The following is a 21,534-nucleotide window of genomic DNA, read 5'->3' on the forward strand; positions in this document are numbered from 1 at the left end:
GCATCAATCAAGAGTAAATCGCACCATAATTCAATATGAATAGGATTTATTCGACTTTATTATCTTAACTTAAAATGATATTTTTATCGTTTTAAAAAAATAGAGTTTACATGAATCTTGCAAGCAAAACGACCACCTGGAAATCTTTAGAAAATCATGCAGCGGAAATTCGTTCGAAACTTAATTCAGGAGCTGTATCCAAAGCCAAGCCTATTTCAACCTGCAATATCACGCTTGATTATTCAAACCAATCCATCCCCCCTAATGCACTATCTTTACTAACCCAACTTGCAGAAAACTGTCATCTACATGAAAAGATAAAAGCTTTGATAAGTGGTGCTATTGTAAACCACAGTGAGCATCGTCCGGCACTTCATACTGCTTTAAGAGCAGATGAACAAACGGTCATTACTGTAGAAAATAAAAATATCATGCCAGAGGTGGTGAACACACGCTTTGAAATAAAGCGTATATCAGAACTAATTCGCAACAAATTATGGTTAGGTTTTTCAGGTAAACCCATCAAAGATATTGTTAACATTGGCATTGGAGGGTCTGATCTTGGACCAAGATTTTGTATTCAAGCTCTAAGAGATTACATAACACCTGAGTTAGGTTATCATTTTATTCCTGATGTTGATCCCAATGGGTTTGAGCATACCGTACGAGATCTCAATCCTGAAACAACGCTTTTTATTGTTTCCTCTAAGTCCTTTACAACCCCTGAAACCTTATATAATGGACGTAAAGCCCTAGCCTGGATTGGAACGCGCACAAACCTGCAGCAGCATTTTATAGCCGTTACAGCAAATCGGCAGAAGGCTTTCGAATTTGGCATAAAAAACGTATTGCCGATTTGGGACTGGGTAGGCGGGCGCTATTCTTTTTGTTCAGCAATCAATTTAATTTCAGCCATCGCGTTGGGTTACCCTCATTTCAGTGCGATTTTGCAAGGCGCACAAGCAATGGATGAACATTTTTTAACAGCTGATTTTCATGAAAATCTACCAGCGCTTCTAGGACTTATTGGCGTTTGGAATAATAATTTTTTCTCCATTCACACGCATTTAATCCTAACCTACGCCGCGCAACTTGAAAAACTGGTTCCTTATATTCAGCAGCTTGATATGGAAAGCAACGGAAAATCCATCGACAATCAGGGCAATCCAGTACACTATGCGACTGGACCTATCGTTTGGGGAGGTTTAGGAAATCAAGCGCAGCATAGTTATTACCAATTACTTTGCCAAGGAACGCACAAAACAACCGTGGACTTTATCACGTTAAAACCCTTTGAGCAGGAACTGATAAACAATATGGCGGCTGCAAAAATGAATATATTAAGCCAAGGGGTTAACAATCAAGAAAATCCGGTTGAATTTATACCTGGCGGTGTTCCTTTAAATCACATTCAACTAAACGATTGCACTCCTTACACAATCGGAGCCTTGGTGGCACTTTACGAGCACAAAATATTTACTCAAAGTGTCATCTGGGACATTAACCCCTTTGACCAACCCGGCGTGGAAAGCGCTAAAAAACATTCTAGGTTAAAAACATTATTAACTGAGTTTAGTTAATGTGGGTTCGATATCAGAAAAATCCAAATTTTGCTGATATCGAACTTCAAATTTACACATGAGCTTGCATGGAATGTCATGAAAGATTATTTCTTTTTTCAAGGAAACCCCAATATTACTGGCTCTCGCGATGCTACGCGCGAATCTTTTAGTAAAGGTTTGATTGAGCAGGGTGAAATTTGAATGCAGATGATAAAAAGCCACAATCAAACATCGCATACCTATAATCAACCCTTTGCGGATGAACTTACAAGGAATATCGCTGAGCATTATTTTCCCTGCTTTCAACAATTCTTAGACCGCATGTTATCTTGACGTGTTGACAATTAGTCCCCCGCCTACTTGCCTCGGCTTGACCGAGTCATTTATAAAATAGTCAATTAAGAGCAATTTTTTCGTATTCTTAATAAAAATTTAATTTCCTCAGGGCATTCCCTTGAGGTATACAATTAAATCTTTTCTTTAAAAGTCATTCCTTTTACAATTGCGCCACTTTGGTTCCTAACTTGATATTCAGGGACTAAATTTTTTAAGAGCAGTAACAATTCATCTTCTTCATAAGTTAAACAAGCATTTTTTAATAATCGCATTGCTTGTTTTAATTCGACCCAATCAATTTGTCGGAATTTTGCTTTAAAAAGCTTTTTATGCTCCGTTTGGTCGAGTTGCTCCGATTGATGAAACAATTCTTCAAATAATTTTTCGCCAGGTCTTAAACCCACATACTCAATGGCTATATCTTTACCTGGCTCTTTTCCAGAAAGACGAATCATTTGTTCAGCCAAATATTTAATTTTAATGGGCTCACCCATATCCAATACAAAAATCTCACCGCCTGTGCCATTTGCCATTGCCTGCAAGATAAGTTGGCAAGCCTCAGCAATGGTCATGAAATAGCGTTCAATATCAGGATGCGTAACCGTTAAAGGCCCTCCTTTTTGGATTTGACTTTTAAATAACGGAATCACACTGCCCGTTGATCCTAAAACGTTGCCAAAACGCACTGTAATAAATTTTGTATTGCAATGTAGCTGTAAATTCTGACAAAAAATTTCTGCTACACGTTTGGTCACCCCCATGATGTTAGTAGGATTAACTGCTTTGTCTGAGGAAATTAAAATAAACTTAGAAACCTGTTGTGTAACGCTGGCTTCTGCAACAATTTGGGTACCTAAGATATTATTTTGTACGGCCAATCGAACTTGGTGTTCAAGCATAGGAACATGCTTAAAAGCTGCTGCATGAAAAACAATTTCCGGCTTAAATTGATTAAAAACAGCCTCTACCCCAATCTCATCACAAACACTCACCAAAGCGATTTCAATCTGAGCATTAGGATGCTTTTCTTTTAGTTCGCGCTCGATTTGATACAAATTAAATTCCGAGTTATCCATGATGAGCAGCTTATTTGGAGCATGCATCATGACCTGCCGGCATAACTCCGAGCCAATTGAACCTCCACCGCCCGTTACTAGAATCTTTTTTTCCTTGATGTTATTTAGAATTGAATCCCAATTGAGTTCAACTTGATCGCGCCCCAAGAGATCCTCGATGTTCACTTCGCGAAGCGCATTCACCTGCACGTGACCTGAGGCTAAAGCACTGAGACTTGGTAATGTACGAAAAGGAATTTCACTGAGCTCACAGTGATGAACAATGCGACGCATAGCAGCGGAGCTAGCCGAAGGAATCGCAATAAAGATTAAATCGGCATGATATTGATTCACCAGTTTATTTAGATCAGCGATGGTTCCAAGAACCTGCACCCCATGGAGCTCCACCCCTTTTTTGTTGGGGCTGTCATCTACAATTCCAATCGGTACGTAAGTATCCGTTCGTTTTAAATCCCGGATCAACCCCTCTCCGGCTCGACCAGCTCCAATAATTAACACGCGCTTCATTTCTGTAGAGTTGTTAAAAAGTTGGTGTTTATCCATATGTAAACGCAAGGCTAAACGCGCTCCACATAATAGTGCGATTAAATTAATCCCATATAACGGTAAAATTGAGCGAGGAATGTCATGTAATAAAGATGTAATATAAAAAACAGGAATTATGGCAAGGATGCTGCAAACAACCGCACGGATAATTCGTTCAACATCATTAATGGAAGAAAATCGCCATATTCCCCGATATACTTTAAAGTGATAATAACAACCCACCTGAATAACCATCAGAATGGCTAAAGGCAACAAAGACTGCTTATTTATAGGATTTTTAGGAATCGATTCAAGATTATAACGAAACCAATAAGCTAAATACCAAGCAAGAGGAACGGATAATATATCAAACAATAGTACTGGCAATTTAAAATAAATCTTTTGCCAATATAAAACCAACTTTTCCATTCCTTATCCTTATAGTATGCCAGTATAGGATTTTACATCCTCAAGCAGAAACGATGCTATCAACCCTTAATAATTTAGTCAAACTGTCAAAAGAACGTATTAAAGAAGTTATAATTCCCAAGTTTTAAATTTAATCTCATGGTTAAGAATGTTTTCAAGTTTTCGCTTTTAAAAGCCGAGGTAAAAGATACGCAAGATATCGATTCAAGCTTTTAATAAGAACTTGTAGTTTTTTTATAAATGGGTATTTTGGATCAAATAATAATTGAATAAAATTCACTACAATAAAACCAAGTTCAGTATAAAAACATCTCATTCGATTAAGTTGGCGGTATTGTTTTAAAGTTTTGTCTATCTCAGCAGATATATCAGGCACTTCTTTATGATGGTTTGGCTGTTTGACCAAAGATAATATTTCTCGCTCGACCAATTGTGAAAAAGCATACTGCGAATATAAATCAGACTCAATTAAATCTGAATAAGTTCTATCGGCCAACTCTTGCAAATAATCATTATCGCTAATTTTTTCTAACACATCTTCTAAATTAGAAAAATCTTTTTCCAGAACAATATAATGCTCGCCTGGCTTACAAACCCCACTGTACTCTCCAGGAAACATAATCATAGGTGTTCTGGTGGCCGCTGCTTCGAATACTCTAGGGGACACGGCATTATAAAGAATGTTGCCGTCATAAGGTTTTAAGACGTTTTCATAAACCAAATCAAAATTTTCTGTGCGAATTTTTTTTAAGTAACGGTTAGTTAGCTTACGAATGCTGTCATCAAAATCCCAAATACTCGATCCACTTTCAGTTCCCAAAACTGCTTTTGAATTTTTCAAAAGCTGTAACCAAGCCTCACCATAGACACGATCCGCTTCATCAATACTGATATCTAACGTGAGCTGTCTTACCCCCACACGTCTTTTAAATTCATTTGCAATCCATTCTTTTTCATAAGCCAGTTTACCGAGCCAAAATTCACATCGTCGTCCACGATAAGACACATCAATCGGCCTATCTTTTACTAATGGAGCATCAATATGTTTCATATACTCCTGAACATAGCCGGTTAATACCGTTACTTTTTTTAACGAACTTAATCGAGGATCAGGATAAGCCAAATCCATTATTTTGGGGTTAACTAAAGTAAATAAAAGATGAAATCCTAACTCAAACAAATAATCTTGAACCAGATTAACTTTCTGATACTCATCCTGTAAAAATAAGAACTTTACCCCTGTATAATTCGAAATTTTTTGTTTTAAAGCAACTGAAAGATAGTAGTTATTATAAGGTTTGATTGAATAATGGATGCCAATCGCGTCAAAGTTTGATAAATCCAGCTTATCAATCGTACGATTGATAAGGGGATTTAATACATGCCAATGAATGCTCTTTGAAGAGGTTATTGCTGTGATATGATCGGTAACTGCACTGGTGTGGTGAGCAGTATCGGCTAGAAATAAGATATTGGGTTTAAGTGTATTCGTGTTTATCATTTAGAGATAGGCCGCAGCATTTTAAAAAGAATCTTAGTCAGCGCTAACATGGCAAATTTTGGTCTACAACAACCTTTCACAATTAAACGCAGGCTATTGGGTGATTTTTGATACATCGTTAAGCAACGCCTATAAATTCTATTTTTGAACGAGACATGCCTGATATCTCTTTCAAATTCTTTTATAGAATATACCTCTCGCACCTTAGATTTATTTCGTGTAATAAATTCTTGTATGATGATCGCATCAACACTTTTTACAAAAGACTTATAACTGTATTCTGGATTTAACGCTATTTCATTAAAAGCTCTATCAGCCATGGCTTGTAAAAATTGATCATCTTCAAGATACATAAGAACTTGTTCAATATTGCTAAAATCTTTTTTTAAAGGAATGTAATGATGATTAGGAATAAGAATCTCAGAGTATTCGCCCTCATAAAGCACTAAAACGGTTTTTAAAGCAATGGCTTCAAAACAACGGGGGGAAATTTGATTCAGCTTATATTTGCCCTCATGCTCTAATAAATACTTCTTTTGTACCGTATGAAATGAATCATTAGGATGGGTAAGTTGATGCAAGTCAATCACTTTTTCAAGCTCACCAGTAAAATCCATGACACTTGCACCACTTTCTACACCTAAGGTTGCTTTACAAGATAATAAAAATTCAATCCACTTATGACCGTAGATTCGTTTGTTTTCGTTATAGGAAATATCAACATTTAACTTGGCATTTTTTGTAAATTGATGCCATTTATCAACGATGCTCCATTTCTCATAAGCTAGTTCACCATACCAAAAGGGCAGTTTTCGTCCACGATATCCTACATGAATCGTTCTATCTTTAGTTGGTGGAAGATCGCCTATATCGAGTAATCTCTGTGGAAGATAGCCTGTAAGATTGTTCACGACTTTAGTATTTAATAGCTTATCTGGAGGATAAATTTTATTAAGTTCATTCTCAGGGAAGCAGGAAAATAATATATCTGCTTTTAAGAAGTTGAGTTCATCAATTAATTTATTAATTTGGCGATATTCATCTTGCACAAAAACGACTTTCAATCCCTCGTAATCATGTATTCTTGTTTTAGCTTCCTGATTAAGATAATAGTTTTGTAACAAACTAAGAGAATAGTGAATAATTATGACATCAAACTTATTCAATTGTAGCGTTTTAGGTAAATGGCCGAGGACGGAACATAACCAGACTGTGCCCTCGGAATACTTTTGTATTGATTCTATATGATCAACAACGGTATTCGCATTAGATCCAGCATTTGGCTTGTTGCATAATAAAAGTATATTTAATTTCATATTGATTAATTAATCGTTTCTTGCCACATATTAGCCGTAAAAAATCGCCATAACGCATTGATATCACCACCTGTAGCAGGCGTATGTGTTCGATTTTGCAAAAGTATATTAAATGAATTAAATAAATAATCACGCATTGATTGAGAGATACTGGAATAAATTAAATTGTTTTTACTAAAATATCCTTTAAAAAAATTAAGATTTTCATTCTGTAAAAACCATTTATGAGCTGGGGTAGTAAATCCCATTTTATCCTTACGATTTAAAACCTGTTCGGGTAAAACTTCTTTAGCTACATTGTGTAATAACCATTTCGTTGTGCTCCCACGAATTTTATACTGGTGAGGTAAGCTGAATGCAAATTCAATTAAACGGTAATCAAGAAAAGGCAATCGTGACTCTATTGAAAAGGTCATCGAATTACGATCCTCATAATGCAACAAATTTGTTAAGTTAGTGAATACATGCTCCAGTAAGATAGTGTTTAAATCGTCATTTTCAAACTCTTTAAAATAATGTAATTGGGTTTCTGCAATATTAGGGCTGTAAAATCGGGCCGGTTTTCGCATGCTAGCCATAAAACTTAATAAATTTCCATATTTCTGTCCGGTTCTTTTTTTAATTTCTGCTGCATTTGACAAATAATTGAATATAGAAAGCAAATTTCTTGAGTTCTTAACTTTACGCAAGTGCGCCAATAAGCTATAACGGAAATAACCATGATATCCCCCTAATAATTCATCCGCTCCTTGCCCATCCAACAATACCTTTACATTCTGGCTAGCCAATTGCATGACTGCTCTTTGTGACAATATAGACGGGCCGCCCGTTGGGCCATCTTGTTCATAAATCGAAGTGTGCATTAGCTCCAGAAAGTCATCATGGCGAGGCTCAATGTATTGAGGGATGGTGTTGAATTTTTCTACTGAATATTGGATGTATTGAGACTCATCAAATTCTGGTGTACTTGGGTAAATACATGAAAAAGTATGTAGACGATTCTCATATAGCTGTGAAGCCAAACCGACAATCGTACTGCTATCTAAACCGCCGCTTAAACATGAGCCAACGGGTACATCACTTCGAAAACGCAATTTAATTGCATCCACTAGAAGTTCTTTAAACATGGAGGATGCCTCATTATCACTATAATGCGACAAATTTTCACAAGGAGTCCATTTCCAATATCGCTGTTGTTGTGCTACTTCACCATGTTTAACAAAAAAATAATGTCCCGGTAATAAGTTAAATACATTTTGATAAAATGTTTTTTTATAACAGGCAAAAAAATCGCGCTCAACAAAATCAATTAAAAAATCTTGATTCACTCGCTTAAATTCTGGGAACTCCTGAACGATAGATTTAGCTTCGCTAGCGAATACTAAATCACCGGATTTTGTCATGCCATAAACAAAGGGCTTTATTCCCATTCGATCGCGAGAAGCAAATAGCATTTTTTTCTCTTTATCATAGAGTGCAAAAGCCCACATGCCATTAAATTTATTTTGACACTCGACTCCCCACTGATCGTAGGCTTTTAAAATGACTTCAGTATCCCCATTAGTTTTAAATTTATGCCCTTTATCAATCAGCTCCTTACGAAGTTCTAAATAATTATAAATTTCACCATTAAAAACAATTACATTCCCGTTCTCAGAATCAATCATCGGTTGATTAGATTCTTTGCTTAAATCAATGATACTTAATCGTGCATGAGCTAATCCCGTTCCAGAGAGCGCTAATGTTTGTTGGGCGTCTGGTCCTCGATGCTTGATAATATTGATCATAACTTTCAGAGTCTGATCGGACGGTACTTCATTCAAATCAGATAAAAAAATTCCGGCTATACCACACATATAGATCCCATTAATTAAGTTGGTTTAATTATTTTTTTAACCGAAATGGGAATCCAAAAGACAATTTTTGTCTTAACAGAATTCGGAAGCATTCGAAAATAATGATATAGAAGTTTAAGTATATTTTTGATCATTTTATTGAAAATCAATTTAATTAGCTCAAAAGAAGAGAGTTGCTCAGCTATCGAATGTAAGGTGAGTTTATTGGCGACTCGCTTAAATTCCGTAAAATTAGTACATTTCGTAGGATAACAAGCTATATCGTTTATACTAAGCTCCAATCTATCTTTCAAATTGTGGATGACTGATAAGGAATATTTATCTTCTGCTGTTCTGGCTAATACATGTTGTTCTAAAAGATATTTATCAAAATCTATCACATAGGATACGTTGATATCATTGGTTAATAAATTGTTCTCATTAAACCCAAAGATTTTTTGAACACCTAGATTTAAAACCAGCTCATTTAAGTAAGACTTTTCCTGTGTTGAATCTGAGAAAATAATCTTATATCCCCCATATTTTTTTATGATTTCTCCCACTGGATGTATTAAATAATTAGTAATATTTTGTTTTACAGCAGGAATAATAATAACATCGAAATGTTTAATGACGGCAATATCTAAAGATGAATCAAAAGGAATATAATATATGTCATGGCTTGAATGAGATATAAAATTTTGAAATAGTGGCATGTATGCTAAATTTTTATTTTCAAATTCGCAAAGAATCCCCGCAGTATACTTAGAAAATTCATGATTAGCAGTACGTTCCGAGCTTAACCTATGGATATGTCTTAAGCACTCCTCAAATTTTAAATCATAATCTTGTAACGAAGCAGATTCTAAGCATTTTTCAATATATTGCTGGTTATTTTTTAACAACACAGCACGCTCTAACGCAACAGAAAATTCCTCGATACCACTTGCAAAAGTTATAACCTCACTAAAAGGCTTAAGTGCTTTAATAGGTACACTAACCACTGGCAAACCACATGCTAAATATTCAAAAGCTTTCAAAGGAAAAGAACGTTCAATTAACCATTCACTCTCAACAAATGGAATAATGCCAATATCTGAAATATACGCTTTTTCCTTTAATTGCTCAGGTGATAATATTCCAACATACTCAACATTCGGCAATTTGCAAAGGGATCGCCACCCAGCTTCTTTAAAGATAACCCGACCAGCAAATACAAACTTCCAAGAAGGAAATTTTTTTGCTAGCTGAATTAATAATTTATAATCCAACTTATCAAATATATTACCTTGATAAAAAATCTGTATTTTTTGCGTATTATGATGCGGCTTAATTTCCTGTGGTTTGTAAAATTTATAATCACATCCATTCGTGATTGTGACTATACGTCCTTTATAATTGGCTTGTGTTAAAAAGCTATCCGCAACGCCATCTGAGACACAAACTAATAAATCCGTTAATTCAAGCATTTGATTGAACGCATTTATATATTGATCATCCTTAAATTGCAAGCGGGATTTAGAAGTTAAATAATCTTCTGTACCATGATAAATATTTAAAATAGAAAATCGCTGTCTTAGAAAACCGGTAAAAAATATATTGTATACCCAAAAAATTGGACGCAAACACCCCGCTTCTACAAGAGCCTTATTAAGCAAACTAGTTTGGGCATTACCGTATTTATTATAAACATGTAAAATTGTAACATTTGACACGTCACTTTCTTCAAATTGATATGACTCATGTTCTAAATCTGGCTGTACAAAAATAACAGGAACTATTTTTGCAAATCGGGTTGCATAATGATATCGATTGCTTCTTAACTCAGTTTTCCAATTTGACCAAGTAAGCATTACAATTGCGTCATACTCCTGATGCAAATGCTCATTGAACATAACTCTAACTCCTGGGGGGTATCATTTAATAACATTCGCAACATTTACAGACATTCAGGTTTTTTATTTAACAAAATCAGTAAGAGTTTTTTGATTGATAACTTTAATTGTGAGGGTAATATTTTTTTAACTGAATCAATTAAAAGATTAATCGCTTTAAATATAAATACTTTACCCAGTTCCCAAAAGGTTAAATTTTGTAAAAACTCTGTTTTAATACATGTATCATTAAGGAATGATCGAATTGTCTTACGCTTAAAAGATGGTTCTAATGTATTACTTATTTGAGTCATCGACAAAATTTTGGATGAAGGCAATAGTATTCCACTTTGCGAAAATGAATTTAAACAAAACTCATTGTTTGTAATATACCCTGAATAAGAATAAATAATTTTTCTATCTGCTGAATGTTTCTTTAATTTACTATAAATATAATCATCAATCTCTTTTATGAACTGTTTATATGAATATTTTCCTGATTCAATTGTATCCTTGTATGCTTGGTCGACAAGACCTTGAATAAATTGATCATTCCTAAGCCTGCAAAAAATTTCTTCAATATTACTAAAATCTTTTTTTAAAGGAAGATAATGAATATATGGTTTTAATACTCCAGAATAATTTCCCTCAAATAAAATCAGAGCCGTTTTTAAAGCAATAGACTCAAAAATTTTGGGAGAAATCTGATTCATTTTTATAGTTTCATAAGGGGCGATACATACTTCATATAATTCTTCATAAGTAAGGGATGGGTTTTGAGCTAGTTTTTCCTCAATTCGGCGACGAACACTACCATCAAAATCAAACAAGTTTGAGCCGCTTTCTGTACCCAAGGTGGCTTTACACTCACCCAAGAAATCATACCATCCAGAATAAATTCTTTTAGAATCGTCCCATTCTATATCCACCTTATAACCATTAACCAAGCAATATTCTTTAATATATTTCCCTATATTTTTTTTTTCTTGACCTAAACTTCCGTACCAATAAGGTAAAACTCGACCGCGATAGCCTATCATTATTGAGCGTTCTGAAGTTCTTTTATAAGAGTTTAGATCTTTTAGACTCAGAGGAACATAGCCAGTTAATGTACTTAGAAACTCTACGTTAGGGAATCGTGCTTTAGGATAAACTTTCTCTATGTATTCCTTAGGGACACAAGTATAGACCGTATTAATACCCAGAGTTGTAATCCATTTCCTGGCGATTTCTGTGCCTTCATATTCATCCTGTATAAATAATATTTTGTATCCTTTGAAAGATTTAACTGCATCCTGATAACATTGCGAAAGCATGTAATTGCCTTCATTTACACTAAGCCGAACGGAATAATGGATAATTATTACGTCAAAAATGTTTAAATCTACTTTGCAACTCAGCCCTTGAGTTGCTGGCAAGTAAGAAACAGTGGCTGAAGAAAAAACCCCAAAGCTTTTTAAATGCTCGGAAATGGTTGGAACTTCGATACTCTGCGGTTCATAGAGAATTACGATATTTATCTCTTCTGGAACAGATTGTTCAGTATACATATCTATTATGTTATCTAATAATTTTTTAAAAAATTGTACACTGAAAGTGCTTTTGACACCAGTTATGACTGACCACTTCGAAAAAAAGGGGCTATGCCTAAAGCATAAAAAGAGCCTTTTGCATCATCAATTGATTTTTTGTTATTTAAATTCAAACCGCATAATTTTAGATAACTTTTTCGATAGAGCTTGTAAATTATATATGGGTCTAACACAACCTTTAACAAATAAACGCAATCTAGCAGGAAGTTTTTGGCTGGCTTTTAATCCATATGTATAAATTCTTTTTTTAAGCGGTCTATAAATAAGATCACTTGCAAACAGATCGTCTGTATAAGTATCCTTAACCTTTTGTTTCTGATGCGATAAAAACCCATTCATTATAATTTCATCAACACGTTTTACAAACATGTGATAACTATAATCAGGGTTCAAAGCAATCTCATTAAATGCCCTATCAGCCATGCGTTGTAAATATAGATCATCTTTGAGCAGCTTCATAACTTTAGCGATATTGCTAAAATCTTTCTTGAGCGGAATAAAATGACGATTTGGTTCAAGTATCCCTGAATATTCCCCTTCATAGAGAACCAAAACCGTTTTTAAAGCAATCGCTTCAAAACAGCGAGGGGAAATTTGATTTAACTTGTATTTTCCCTCATGCTCCAGAAGAAATTTATTTTGAATTGAGTAGAATGAATCATTCGGGTGTGTTAATTGATGCATATTAATATTTTTTTCAAGATCGCCTGTAAAATCCATCACACTTGCACCGCTTTCAACTCCTAAAGTTGTCTTGCATGAGGATAAAAATTCAACCCACTTACTGCCATAGATACGATCACTTTCATGATAAGAAATATCAACTTTCAAATCCATGGTGTCGGCCGTATATTGCTGCCATTTATCAACAATATTCCATTTTTCGTAAGCTAGTTCACCAAGCCAAAAAGGAGTTTTTCTTCCCCGATATCCAACATGTATTGGGCGATTACTTATTGGAGTTTGATTTGAAACCTTAGCGAGTCTCTCAGGAATATAACCTGTTAAATTGTTAAATTTAGCAACCTTTGGAAGATTATGGGAAGGATAAATCCGTTCGATTTCACTCCCGGGAAAGCAAGTGAATAAAATATCCAAGTCAATATAAGCAAGCTCCTCAATCATTTTATTGATTTGTCTATATTCATCTTGGATAAAAGCAATTTTCAAACCTTTAAAACGTTTTATTCTTTCTTTTGATGGTCGATCTAAATAAACTTCACTCAACAAACAAATGGAGTAATGAATGATGATGGCATCAAACTTCTCAAGCTGCAGCTTTTTAGAAAGCTGACCCAAATTAGAACAGAGCCAAATATTATGACTAGAATAATTTTCGAATGCCTCAATATGATCAACTATTGTATTCGCATCGTTGCCAAGTAGTGGCTTATTACATACAAAGAGGATATCTAGTTTCATAAATGCCTAGATTTGATTAACAATTTTTGAATTATTTGTACAAATGAATTGAGTATTTTAATTTTAATAATCAACCGCTTAAGTAAACTTAGTATTGAATGTGAGACGGTTTTATTTATTTTGCCTGGATCATGATTGCTACATACATACGATTCTTTTGATTGACTAAAAAGTACTTCTTGTAATAATTCTTCATAGTTATAAGAATTTACTTTATTTTTATCACGAGCGATAAACTCAGAAGCAACAATTTGGTCCACTCTTTTAATGAATGATTGATAACTATATTGTGAACTCAATACAATTTCATTATAGGCCCTCTCACCCATTTGCTGAAGAAAATCATTATCCTTAATTGCATCTAATACCTTATTAATATTACTAAAATCTTTTTTTAAACTAATATAATGTCGCCCTGGAATTAAAACTCCTGAATATTCTCCTTCATATAATATTAAAACGGTTTTGAGAGCAATGGCTTCAAAACATCTAGGAGAAATTTGATTTAATTTATATTTTCCTTCATGCTCAGTTAAATAATACTTTTGTACATCATAAAAGGAATCCTCCGGAAAGGTCTTTTGATGAAAATCGATAATTTTTTCTAATCGACCAGTAAAATCCATTACACTAGCGCCACTTTCTACTCCTAAAGTAGTTTTACAAGAAGTTAAAAATTGTATCCATTTCTCCCCATAAATTCGATCGTCCTCATGATAGGAAATATCCATAATCAGATTGGCATTGGCAGTGTATTTTTTCCATTGATCTACAATAGAACATTTTTCATAGGCTAGTTCACCAAGCCAAAAAGGAATTTTTCTTCCCCTATAACCTACATCTATTTTGCGTTCTGAGCTTCTTTCATAAGAGGAAATTCCAACCAGATTTTCAGGCACATAACCTGTTAAATTGTTATACTTTACTAAATTGGGCAATTTAGATGTAGGATAAATACGTTCAATTTCCGAAGAGGGAAAACAAGTAAATAATATATCAAAATTAATAAAATTAATTTCAGTAATCATTTTATTAATTTGTCGGTATTCATCCTGCACAAATAAAACTTTTAACCCATTAAATTCACGTAGCTTATTCTTAGATAAAGAGGAAATGTAATACTCATAAAGTAACGATAACGTGTAATGAACGATAATTACATCAAATTTATTTAAATCTAATTTTGGTGGTATATCTCTTAACATAGAATAAATTAAAATATTATGTTCAGAGTATTGTTCAAACGCAGAAATATGATCAAGAATAGTATTTGCATTCTTTGATTTTTTAGGTTTATCACAGAACAGCAATATATTTAATTTCATAGCGCAGCCCTAAATCAACTTTCACTTTTCTAATTGAATATATAGATCTAAGCCAAATTTACGAGCCCAGAATCCATTTAAACATTCTATCCGCTTATCAAATCGATAGATTGGAAGTTTCCCTAGTTTAAACTGAACATTTTCATCAAAGTTTTCACACGTCAGTTTTTTCGCTTTAAAATATTTACAAGCTTCGCTTATTTCTCTTTTTGAAAAAAATTTTGTTTCTGGTGCCCCTTCATTTGATAAAGAGGCATCATAAGCTTCACGCTGCTTTTGAGTTGATAAGCCACTAGATTTATTTATCACATTCAATAATAAATTTTTGGTTGTTAACTTAGGCCATCTCATCCATTGCCGTAAGGAATATTGGTTATAAACCATTATCGTGGCCTTGCCCCCTTTTTTTAATATACGATATGTCTGATCAACGCAAGCCTGAAAATCTCCTGTATGATGAAAACAACCTATAGAAATCACATAATCAAAATAATTATCGTTAAATGGGCACTCTATCATGCTGCCTGTACGAATATCTCCCGTGAGGTTATGTTGGCTTAAACGATGAGCAGCCATCGCAACTGCATTAGATGCGATATCAAGGCCATGATAATTTGCTCCCGCCAATGCTAACTTTTGACTTACCGTACCATAGCCTAAACCAACCTCTAGAACATTTTTTCCTTTGATTTCATCAAGAAAAAGGTATTTTTCCAAATATGGGTAATAATTATTATAAAACTTATCAAATTTGGCTAAACTTTCCTGACTTGAATCCACCACACCTAATTCTTTTGCTAATTGCGTTCCACAAAGCTCATTCCAAAAGTTTCTATTTTTTTGATCAATTTGGTGTTGAATATTTTTTTGCATGCTTAAATTCCCTGTTAATATAATCTAAAATTTTAAAACTATAAAAATTCCCCATAATACATCATCAAAAAATGCAAAATGGATAATGATCGCTCCTCTTGATCTATGTTTAGAGAGTGAACAAAGTTATTTATTGGATCCTGATTTTGATAAATTAGCTCAATGCCTGCTTGTTTAAAAAATTTATCTTCCAAATAATCTGCACTGCCATTTCCTGATAAGTAAGTATCTGCATTAACTTGTTTTATAAGTTCGATTAACAACTCATTAGAACTTTTACTGTGTACCAGTTCAGATTGCCTAACGAAGTGAGTGCTCAAACCAAGAAAATCAGCAAGCTTAGTGATAGCATGAATATTATATTCAACTAGGTTAATAGCAGGATAATGCAGGAGAGATTTAATAAATGGATAAAGTTCTCGGTAATATTTTGTTTTTTTATAATTATACTCTAAGGCCTTGGTTATTTTTTTTAAATGATAATCTTTATTGGTAAAGGACACGGTTTTAATTAACTGAATACCATTTTCTCTTTGAATAGGTAAACCATACCATGAAGGTTTACCAGAATTTAATAATTTTACCCTGTTACACCATGAGCCAGCTCCACTACCACTTTTAGGATAGGCAACTTCATCCAAGAAAATAAAAACGTCGGCTCGTTTAATTTTGTCAAAATATCCGCCCCAAGGGAAAAAATTAGGTTGATGGATTGCGCAAATTGTCATAATTTTTCTTAAAATTTACTAAATAAATGAAGTAAAATATCCTTTGACTTTTCTAAAACGGTATAACCCAAAAGAATAAAGAAATATTGCTAAAAAAAGAACGTATAAAAGTCCCAATAATAAGTTGGTTGGAATGGCATGATTAATTAAAGGCTGCCTAAAACCCTCAGTTAATATGTAAAACGGATTAGCCGTTGAAACAATTTGTATGGGTTTTGGCATTGACTCTAAAGTATAAAAAATAGGAGAAACAAATAATATCATCATCAATAAATTTGGTAATACGATTGGTAAATCTCTTAGAAATACAGAAACCGCTGAAAGAAAAAAACCCAGCCCAAACATAAATAAATACATAATAATAATAACGGGGATTATTAGAAGCGCGTGCCAAGTTAAAGCATTATGATCAAAAAACATGACAATACTTAAAAAGCATAAACTTACAATTAAAGGGACAATAGAAACTAAAACAGAAGAAACGGGTAATATTTCCGTTTTAAATGCCATGTTTTTTACTACACCAGAATTTGCGATTACGGAGTTTGAGGAATTCAATAAACCCTCACTCATCGCAAGCCAGGGACCATAACCACTGATTAACCAAATCACATAGGATAGAGTCGTACTTGCGCCTGGTAATTTTGCACGATAAACAAATCCAAAGATAAACGTAAAGATCCCTAGCATTATAATAGGGTTTAATACAGCCCATACTCCTCCCAAAGCAGATGCCATGTAACGATCGTTAAGATTAATTTTAAAAAAGTTGAAGATCATTCGGTAGTCAGTTTTTTCGAATCCGAACATAGGTTGGCTTCCTCATTGATTAATTTTATTTCAGCTGGGTAATGCAATAATGACAGCCCCCCTTGGGCCATATGGTCATTTTTAACTTCGAAATACCTGCTATAGTAATTCGTAATTTTCCCATTTTCGATAAGTTCGAACTTTATTAGATAGAATCCTTTGTTAAGAATTAGCGAGTTTAATGAATATTTTATTTTCAATAGTTTTGAATAAGAGCTGTTGTCTTCTGGGAGCTCCATATGTTCGTGTGAAATTTTTAATCCATCCATTCGCTCAATATAGAAATGAAGCTTGCCAGTACCAGGATTAATTTGTTCAATAAAGAGGGAAATAATAAAACTTTCCTTAGTATAAAAAACGGTTTGGTCGTAATTGCTTTCAGCACCCTGTATTGAGATATGAGTAATTTTGTATTTAGCATGTGGATCGATAACCGCAACGGTTCTCTGAGACTCTTCTACTACCTGATGTTGGTCTTCTTCACGTATTTTTTTTAAATAACTTTTTGTGACTTTAGTAGGCTCAGCATCCATAAGAATAGAACCTTTTTCAAGCCAAAGACAACGATTACACATTGTCTCTATAGTTGCCATTGAATGAGAAACCAAGATAACAATTTTTCCGCGTTGACATATTTCTTTAATTTTATTAGACGCTTTATTAGCAAAAAAAGCATCTCCAGCTGAAAGCGCTTCATCAATAATCAATATTTCAGGCTCAATTCCTACCAGCATAGAAAACGCAAGCCTGGATTTCATTCCAGTAGAATAGGTTTTTATTGGTTTATCAATAAAATCATCTAATTCTGCAAATGAAATGATTTCATCAATAACCTTGTCCACTTCCTCTCTTGTTTTACCTTGAATTTGCCCATCGAGATAAATATTTTCACGACCAGACAAATCCTCACGTAAGCCAAGACCAAGCGTCATAACAGCGGTCACTTTACCGCGAATATTAACTACTCCAGAGGTTTGTTTAGATACTCCAGCAAGAATAGATAATAAAGTTGATTTACCAGCGCCATTACGTCCAATAATGCCAATTCTTTCGCCTGAATTAACCTCAAAATTGAGACTATCTAAAACCAGTTTATCTTCTTCGGTGAGAGTACTTTTAGCAAATGTTTTTTGATGGATAACATCGCTAAAGTTTTTATAATAGACCTTAGATAACTGTTTAACTTCTATGCTAGGCTGCAACTTCATCTTTAATCCTAATTTCCGATTTCCATGGTAAAACAGTAACTACATCTACTTCAGGGCCTTTTACAATTAATCTGATTCCATTTCCATAAGTCCAACTACGCCCCCCTAGTTTTGATGAATCAACCATAGGATCTAAAGACTTGATAAATAAATTTAAATAGTAATTACCGGCAATGAGTGGTAATTTATTAATATTAATTTGGCAATGATTTATCCCAAGTTTCGCCGGAAGTTGTACAAAATTCTCATTTAATAAAATTAGCTCCCAGCCATACCCGGGACGAAATAGATCAATCGAATAACTAACGGCTAAGGGGATAGATTTTTTTAGCAATATATCGAACTCGATTTTGCAATCCTTCCCGCTTTCATAGGTATACCCATTAGACTTAAGTATAATCTCAGCATATTCTTGTGAAGGTTTAGGAAGGTTAAGATATTGTTGTACTATATTTTCTGAGCTACCAAATGCAATAATATTTCCTTTATCTAAAATATAAGAAAACTCGCAGAGCTTAAGAACTGCCGACCAATCATGCGTCACTAAAATTCCCGATGCACCATTGGAAAACCGTTCTCGTAATCTTTTCCAGCATTTAGCCTGAAAATGCTCATCACCTACAGAGAGCAATTCATCAACCAAATATATTTTATGTTGTAACTCAGTTGCTGTAGAAAAAAATAATCGCGCAGACATACCAGATGAATAGGTATATATGGGGTTGTAAAAATCATCACCTAATTCAGAAAAATTTTTAATATTATTAATTAGATACTGACGTTTTTTCTTATTGATACCGTAAACCGATAAATACCGATCTGCGTAACCATATCCTGTTAATCGATTATTTCCCATACCGCCCATTTCAAAAAGACCGCTTATTTCTCCGAAGGCCTTTACGATACCTTGTGATGGTGGATAAACCCCTCCCAGTATTCTTAATAAAGTACTTTTACCTGCACCATTTCGACCGATAATCCCAATGAACTTACCTTTTGGAACATTTAAATTAATATTATTTAATACTGAAAACGTTTCTAAATGTCCTATCTTATCGCGAAAGACTATACGCCAATTTAGGTTTTCATTAAGAATGTAAAACTCCTTAGACAGCTTCTGACAACAGAGTGCGCTTTCTTGTTGAATGCCTTTCATTTCTAATAAAACCTTGCAGAACTTTATTTTTGTTTTATGATCGTGCGGGATATTAGCACAAGATAACAGTCTAAAACTATTATTTGTAACTGCTATTGTATTAAAAAATTAGCTTTCTTAAATTAACAAATACTTTGGGTTATCAAAATGCATGGGAAATCAATTAGTCTTCGCCCTATTATTTCGGAAGACTCTGACCAATACTTTAAATGGATCAATAACGAAGAATTAGTTTCTTATAATGCTAACTATAAATCTGTTTCAAGAGCAGAGCACCAAACATGGTTTGATAATATTCAAAATAAAAAAGATTTAGTTATTTTCTCAATTATTTTCAATGAAAATGGCCAACTAATTGGTAGCTGCTCGTTAAGAAATATTAACAGACAACATAAAAATGCCGAATTGCAAATTAGAATTGGTGAAATGAATTACCAAAACCGCGGATTGGGAAGTGAGGCTGTTCGTTTACTAGTTGATTATGGATTTATTGAGATGCAGTTAAAGCGAATTTATCTATATGTTTTTTCTGAAAATATTCGCGCGATTAAAGCCTATGAAAAATGCGCTTTTATAACAGAAGGAACATTAAGAAAAGCGGCTTATATTAAAGAAAAATTTGTTGATTTAAAAATTATGGCTATTATTAATGAGTAGGGAATATCTCTAAGGTTAGTAACTAATCAAACAATTTGTCATAAATTTTTTCATATCGCTCCGCGCAAGCTGTAGCAGAGTGCCATTTTAATGCGTATTCTCTGCTTTTGTTACCAACTACTTTTCTTAAAGTAGGGTCAAGAATAAGTTTTTTTAAAGCCTCATAAACCGTATGCTCTGTGGCTGAAATTAATGGGCATTCATCTAGACATGCCACTTTATCCTTTTCATTAAATTCGAATTTATTAAGATAACAAATAACTGGCTTACCCAGCATCATTCCTTCACGAGCATTAGCACCATAACGGCCATAATTCAACTGATCAACGATAATATCAGCTTGGGCCTGATAGAAACGGACCTCTTTGTTAGGCTTATCCGTTATAAATATTAACTTAACGTTATAACCTTCTCTTTGAAGACGTTCCACAGCCTCGAATACAAAAGGAGTACCCTTAATATTTCTTGATTCAGAGGCACGAGAATTATAATTACCCATGGCATGATAGATTAAAACCTCATTTTCGCTGCGTGAAATCCGATGCTCTTTGGGAATAACTAGTTCAGGCGACCAATAGGATGAATCTAAACACATCGTTAAAGGCTCTCGAATAACATTTGGCTGTGCTGCTATATAATCTAAACCAGGGCCAGCTTCTGAAAAAATGAGATCGCAATATTGGTGAATTTTTTCGCCCCACGCTAGATTTTTTTTATCATTACAAACGTTTTCATTTAATTGCCAAATGCACCGGTCACAAACACTCAGTCCACTATCTGCAATAGACCACTTACTGATTGATGTTTGGGATCTTCCACTATTACAGCCACTTACTGTATAGGCAATCTTATTGTTTTTACTTTTCCATTTGATAATATCCGGAGGAGTGTCATGCGTTGCGAATTCAGGAAAAAAAGATAAATAACCATCACCTGCAAAATGCATTAATTGGAAACGATGCTTTGCGTCATTAAAAAAATTTTTTATATTTTTCCGAAATATTTTGGGATCTTCATTATATAAATTTAAATCTTCCCCATGATAAAAATTAGCATTAACTCCAGTGGGTGGTTCTAAATTAACAACAATGGCATCCCATCCCCTTTTTCTTAGTGCTTGGGCCAAATAATAAAAATGGTAATAACTCTGGCGATAAAACACAACGCTTCTTTTTTTTCTATTTAGGTTAAATAAATTTTTTATAAAATTCATATTTTATACCTGCAAACTTTACAATTCAAAGAGATATAGAAGCATGGTTTAGGAGTTTTCTCCATTGATCTTCACAAATATTTCTTAGTGTTTTTA

16 protein-coding genes and 1 pseudogene are annotated in these 21,534 nt (G+C 34.0%); 3 read left to right on the forward strand and 14 right to left on the reverse strand.

Annotated features, from left to right (window positions below; translation table 11 throughout):
- Window positions 1-110 precede the first annotated feature (110 nt).
- Window positions 111-1,580 (forward strand): glucose-6-phosphate isomerase, encoded by a 1,470-nt coding sequence (pgi, locus tag E1O41_RS03320; protein ID WP_131775894.1) that lies wholly within the window; start codon window positions 111-113, stop codon window positions 1,578-1,580.
- Window positions 1,581-1,610: 30 nt separating this feature from the next.
- Window positions 1,611-1,895 (forward strand): annotated as a pseudogene (locus tag E1O41_RS03325) (HI0074 family nucleotidyltransferase substrate-binding subunit).
- Between the two features lie 134 nt (window positions 1,896-2,029).
- On the opposite strand, the gene E1O41_RS03330 reads toward E1O41_RS03325, so the two are convergent.
- The 13 genes from E1O41_RS03330 to E1O41_RS03390 all read right to left on the reverse strand — a co-directional run bounded on the left by E1O41_RS03330 (window position 2,030) and on the right by E1O41_RS03390 (window position 19,568).
- Window positions 2,030-3,928, reverse strand: coding sequence for a polysaccharide biosynthesis protein (locus E1O41_RS03330; protein ID WP_131775895.1), 1,899 nt, complete (start codon window positions 3,926-3,928; stop codon window positions 2,030-2,032).
- Between the two features lie 154 nt (window positions 3,929-4,082).
- Window positions 4,083-5,429 (reverse strand): hypothetical protein, encoded by a 1,347-nt coding sequence (locus tag E1O41_RS03335; RefSeq protein ID WP_131775896.1) that lies wholly within the window; start codon window positions 5,427-5,429, stop codon window positions 4,083-4,085.
- Entirely contained in the window at window positions 5,426-6,745 is a 1,320-nt protein-coding gene (locus E1O41_RS03340) for a hypothetical protein (protein ID WP_165481091.1), read from the reverse strand. Before E1O41_RS03340 ends, E1O41_RS03335 begins: the two co-directional genes overlap by 4 nt.
- 5 nt (window positions 6,746-6,750) lie before the next feature.
- A complete protein-coding gene (gene asnB / locus E1O41_RS03345) occupies window positions 6,751-8,601 on the reverse strand; it encodes an asparagine synthase (glutamine-hydrolyzing) (RefSeq protein WP_131775898.1) in 1,851 nt (616 codons plus the stop codon).
- 14 nt (window positions 8,602-8,615) lie between these two features.
- A complete protein-coding gene (locus E1O41_RS03350; RefSeq protein ID WP_131775899.1) occupies window positions 8,616-10,475 on the reverse strand; it encodes a glycosyltransferase in 1,860 nt (619 codons plus the stop codon).
- Between the two features lie 44 nt (window positions 10,476-10,519).
- Complete coding sequence (locus E1O41_RS03355) at window positions 10,520-12,004, reverse strand: hypothetical protein (RefSeq protein WP_131775900.1); 1,485 nt, start codon at window positions 12,002-12,004, stop codon at window positions 10,520-10,522.
- A 141-nt stretch (window positions 12,005-12,145) separates the two neighbouring features.
- Complete coding sequence (locus E1O41_RS03360; RefSeq protein WP_131775901.1) at window positions 12,146-13,468, reverse strand: hypothetical protein; 1,323 nt, start codon at window positions 13,466-13,468, stop codon at window positions 12,146-12,148.
- Complete coding sequence (locus E1O41_RS03365; RefSeq protein ID WP_131775902.1) at window positions 13,465-14,793, reverse strand: hypothetical protein; 1,329 nt, start codon at window positions 14,791-14,793, stop codon at window positions 13,465-13,467. The genes E1O41_RS03360 and E1O41_RS03365 overlap by 4 nt, the downstream gene beginning before the upstream one ends.
- Window positions 14,794-14,814: 21 nt before the next feature.
- A complete protein-coding gene (locus tag E1O41_RS03370; protein WP_131775903.1) occupies window positions 14,815-15,666 on the reverse strand; it encodes a class I SAM-dependent methyltransferase in 852 nt (283 codons plus the stop codon).
- Between the two features lie 38 nt (window positions 15,667-15,704).
- Window positions 15,705-16,394, reverse strand: coding sequence for a WbqC family protein (locus E1O41_RS03375; RefSeq protein ID WP_131775904.1), 690 nt, complete (start codon window positions 16,392-16,394; stop codon window positions 15,705-15,707).
- Window positions 16,395-16,412: 18 nt separating this feature from the next.
- Complete coding sequence (locus tag E1O41_RS03380; RefSeq protein WP_207384500.1) at window positions 16,413-17,132, reverse strand: ABC transporter permease; 720 nt, start codon at window positions 17,130-17,132, stop codon at window positions 16,413-16,415.
- 38 nt (window positions 17,133-17,170) lie between these two features.
- Window positions 17,171-18,412 carry an ABC transporter ATP-binding protein gene (locus E1O41_RS03385; protein WP_131775906.1) on the reverse strand — a complete coding sequence of 414 codons (1,242 nt, stop codon included), beginning with the start codon at window positions 18,410-18,412 and terminating at the stop codon, window positions 17,171-17,173.
- Window positions 18,396-19,568: an ABC transporter ATP-binding protein gene (locus E1O41_RS03390; protein ID WP_131775907.1), complete on the reverse strand. Its 1,173-nt coding sequence runs from the start codon at window positions 19,566-19,568 to the stop codon at window positions 18,396-18,398. The genes E1O41_RS03385 and E1O41_RS03390 overlap by 17 nt, the downstream gene beginning before the upstream one ends.
- Before the next feature lie 147 nt (window positions 19,569-19,715).
- Between E1O41_RS03390 and E1O41_RS03395 the strand changes: the two genes are divergently transcribed.
- Window positions 19,716-20,225, forward strand: a complete 510-nt coding sequence (locus E1O41_RS03395) for a GNAT family N-acetyltransferase (RefSeq protein ID WP_131775908.1) — start codon at window positions 19,716-19,718, stop codon at window positions 20,223-20,225.
- A gap of 22 nt (window positions 20,226-20,247) precedes the next feature.
- On the opposite strand, the gene E1O41_RS03400 is transcribed toward E1O41_RS03395, so the two are convergent.
- A complete protein-coding gene (locus tag E1O41_RS03400; protein ID WP_131775909.1) occupies window positions 20,248-21,438 on the reverse strand; it encodes a glycosyltransferase family 1 protein in 1,191 nt (396 codons plus the stop codon).
- Window positions 21,439-21,534: the final 96 nt, after the last annotated feature.

Origin of the sequence: Legionella impletisoli, from assembly GCF_900639875.1 — a bacterium.
Taxonomy (GTDB): Bacteria; Pseudomonadota; Gammaproteobacteria; order Legionellales; family Legionellaceae; genus Legionella_A; species Legionella_A impletisoli.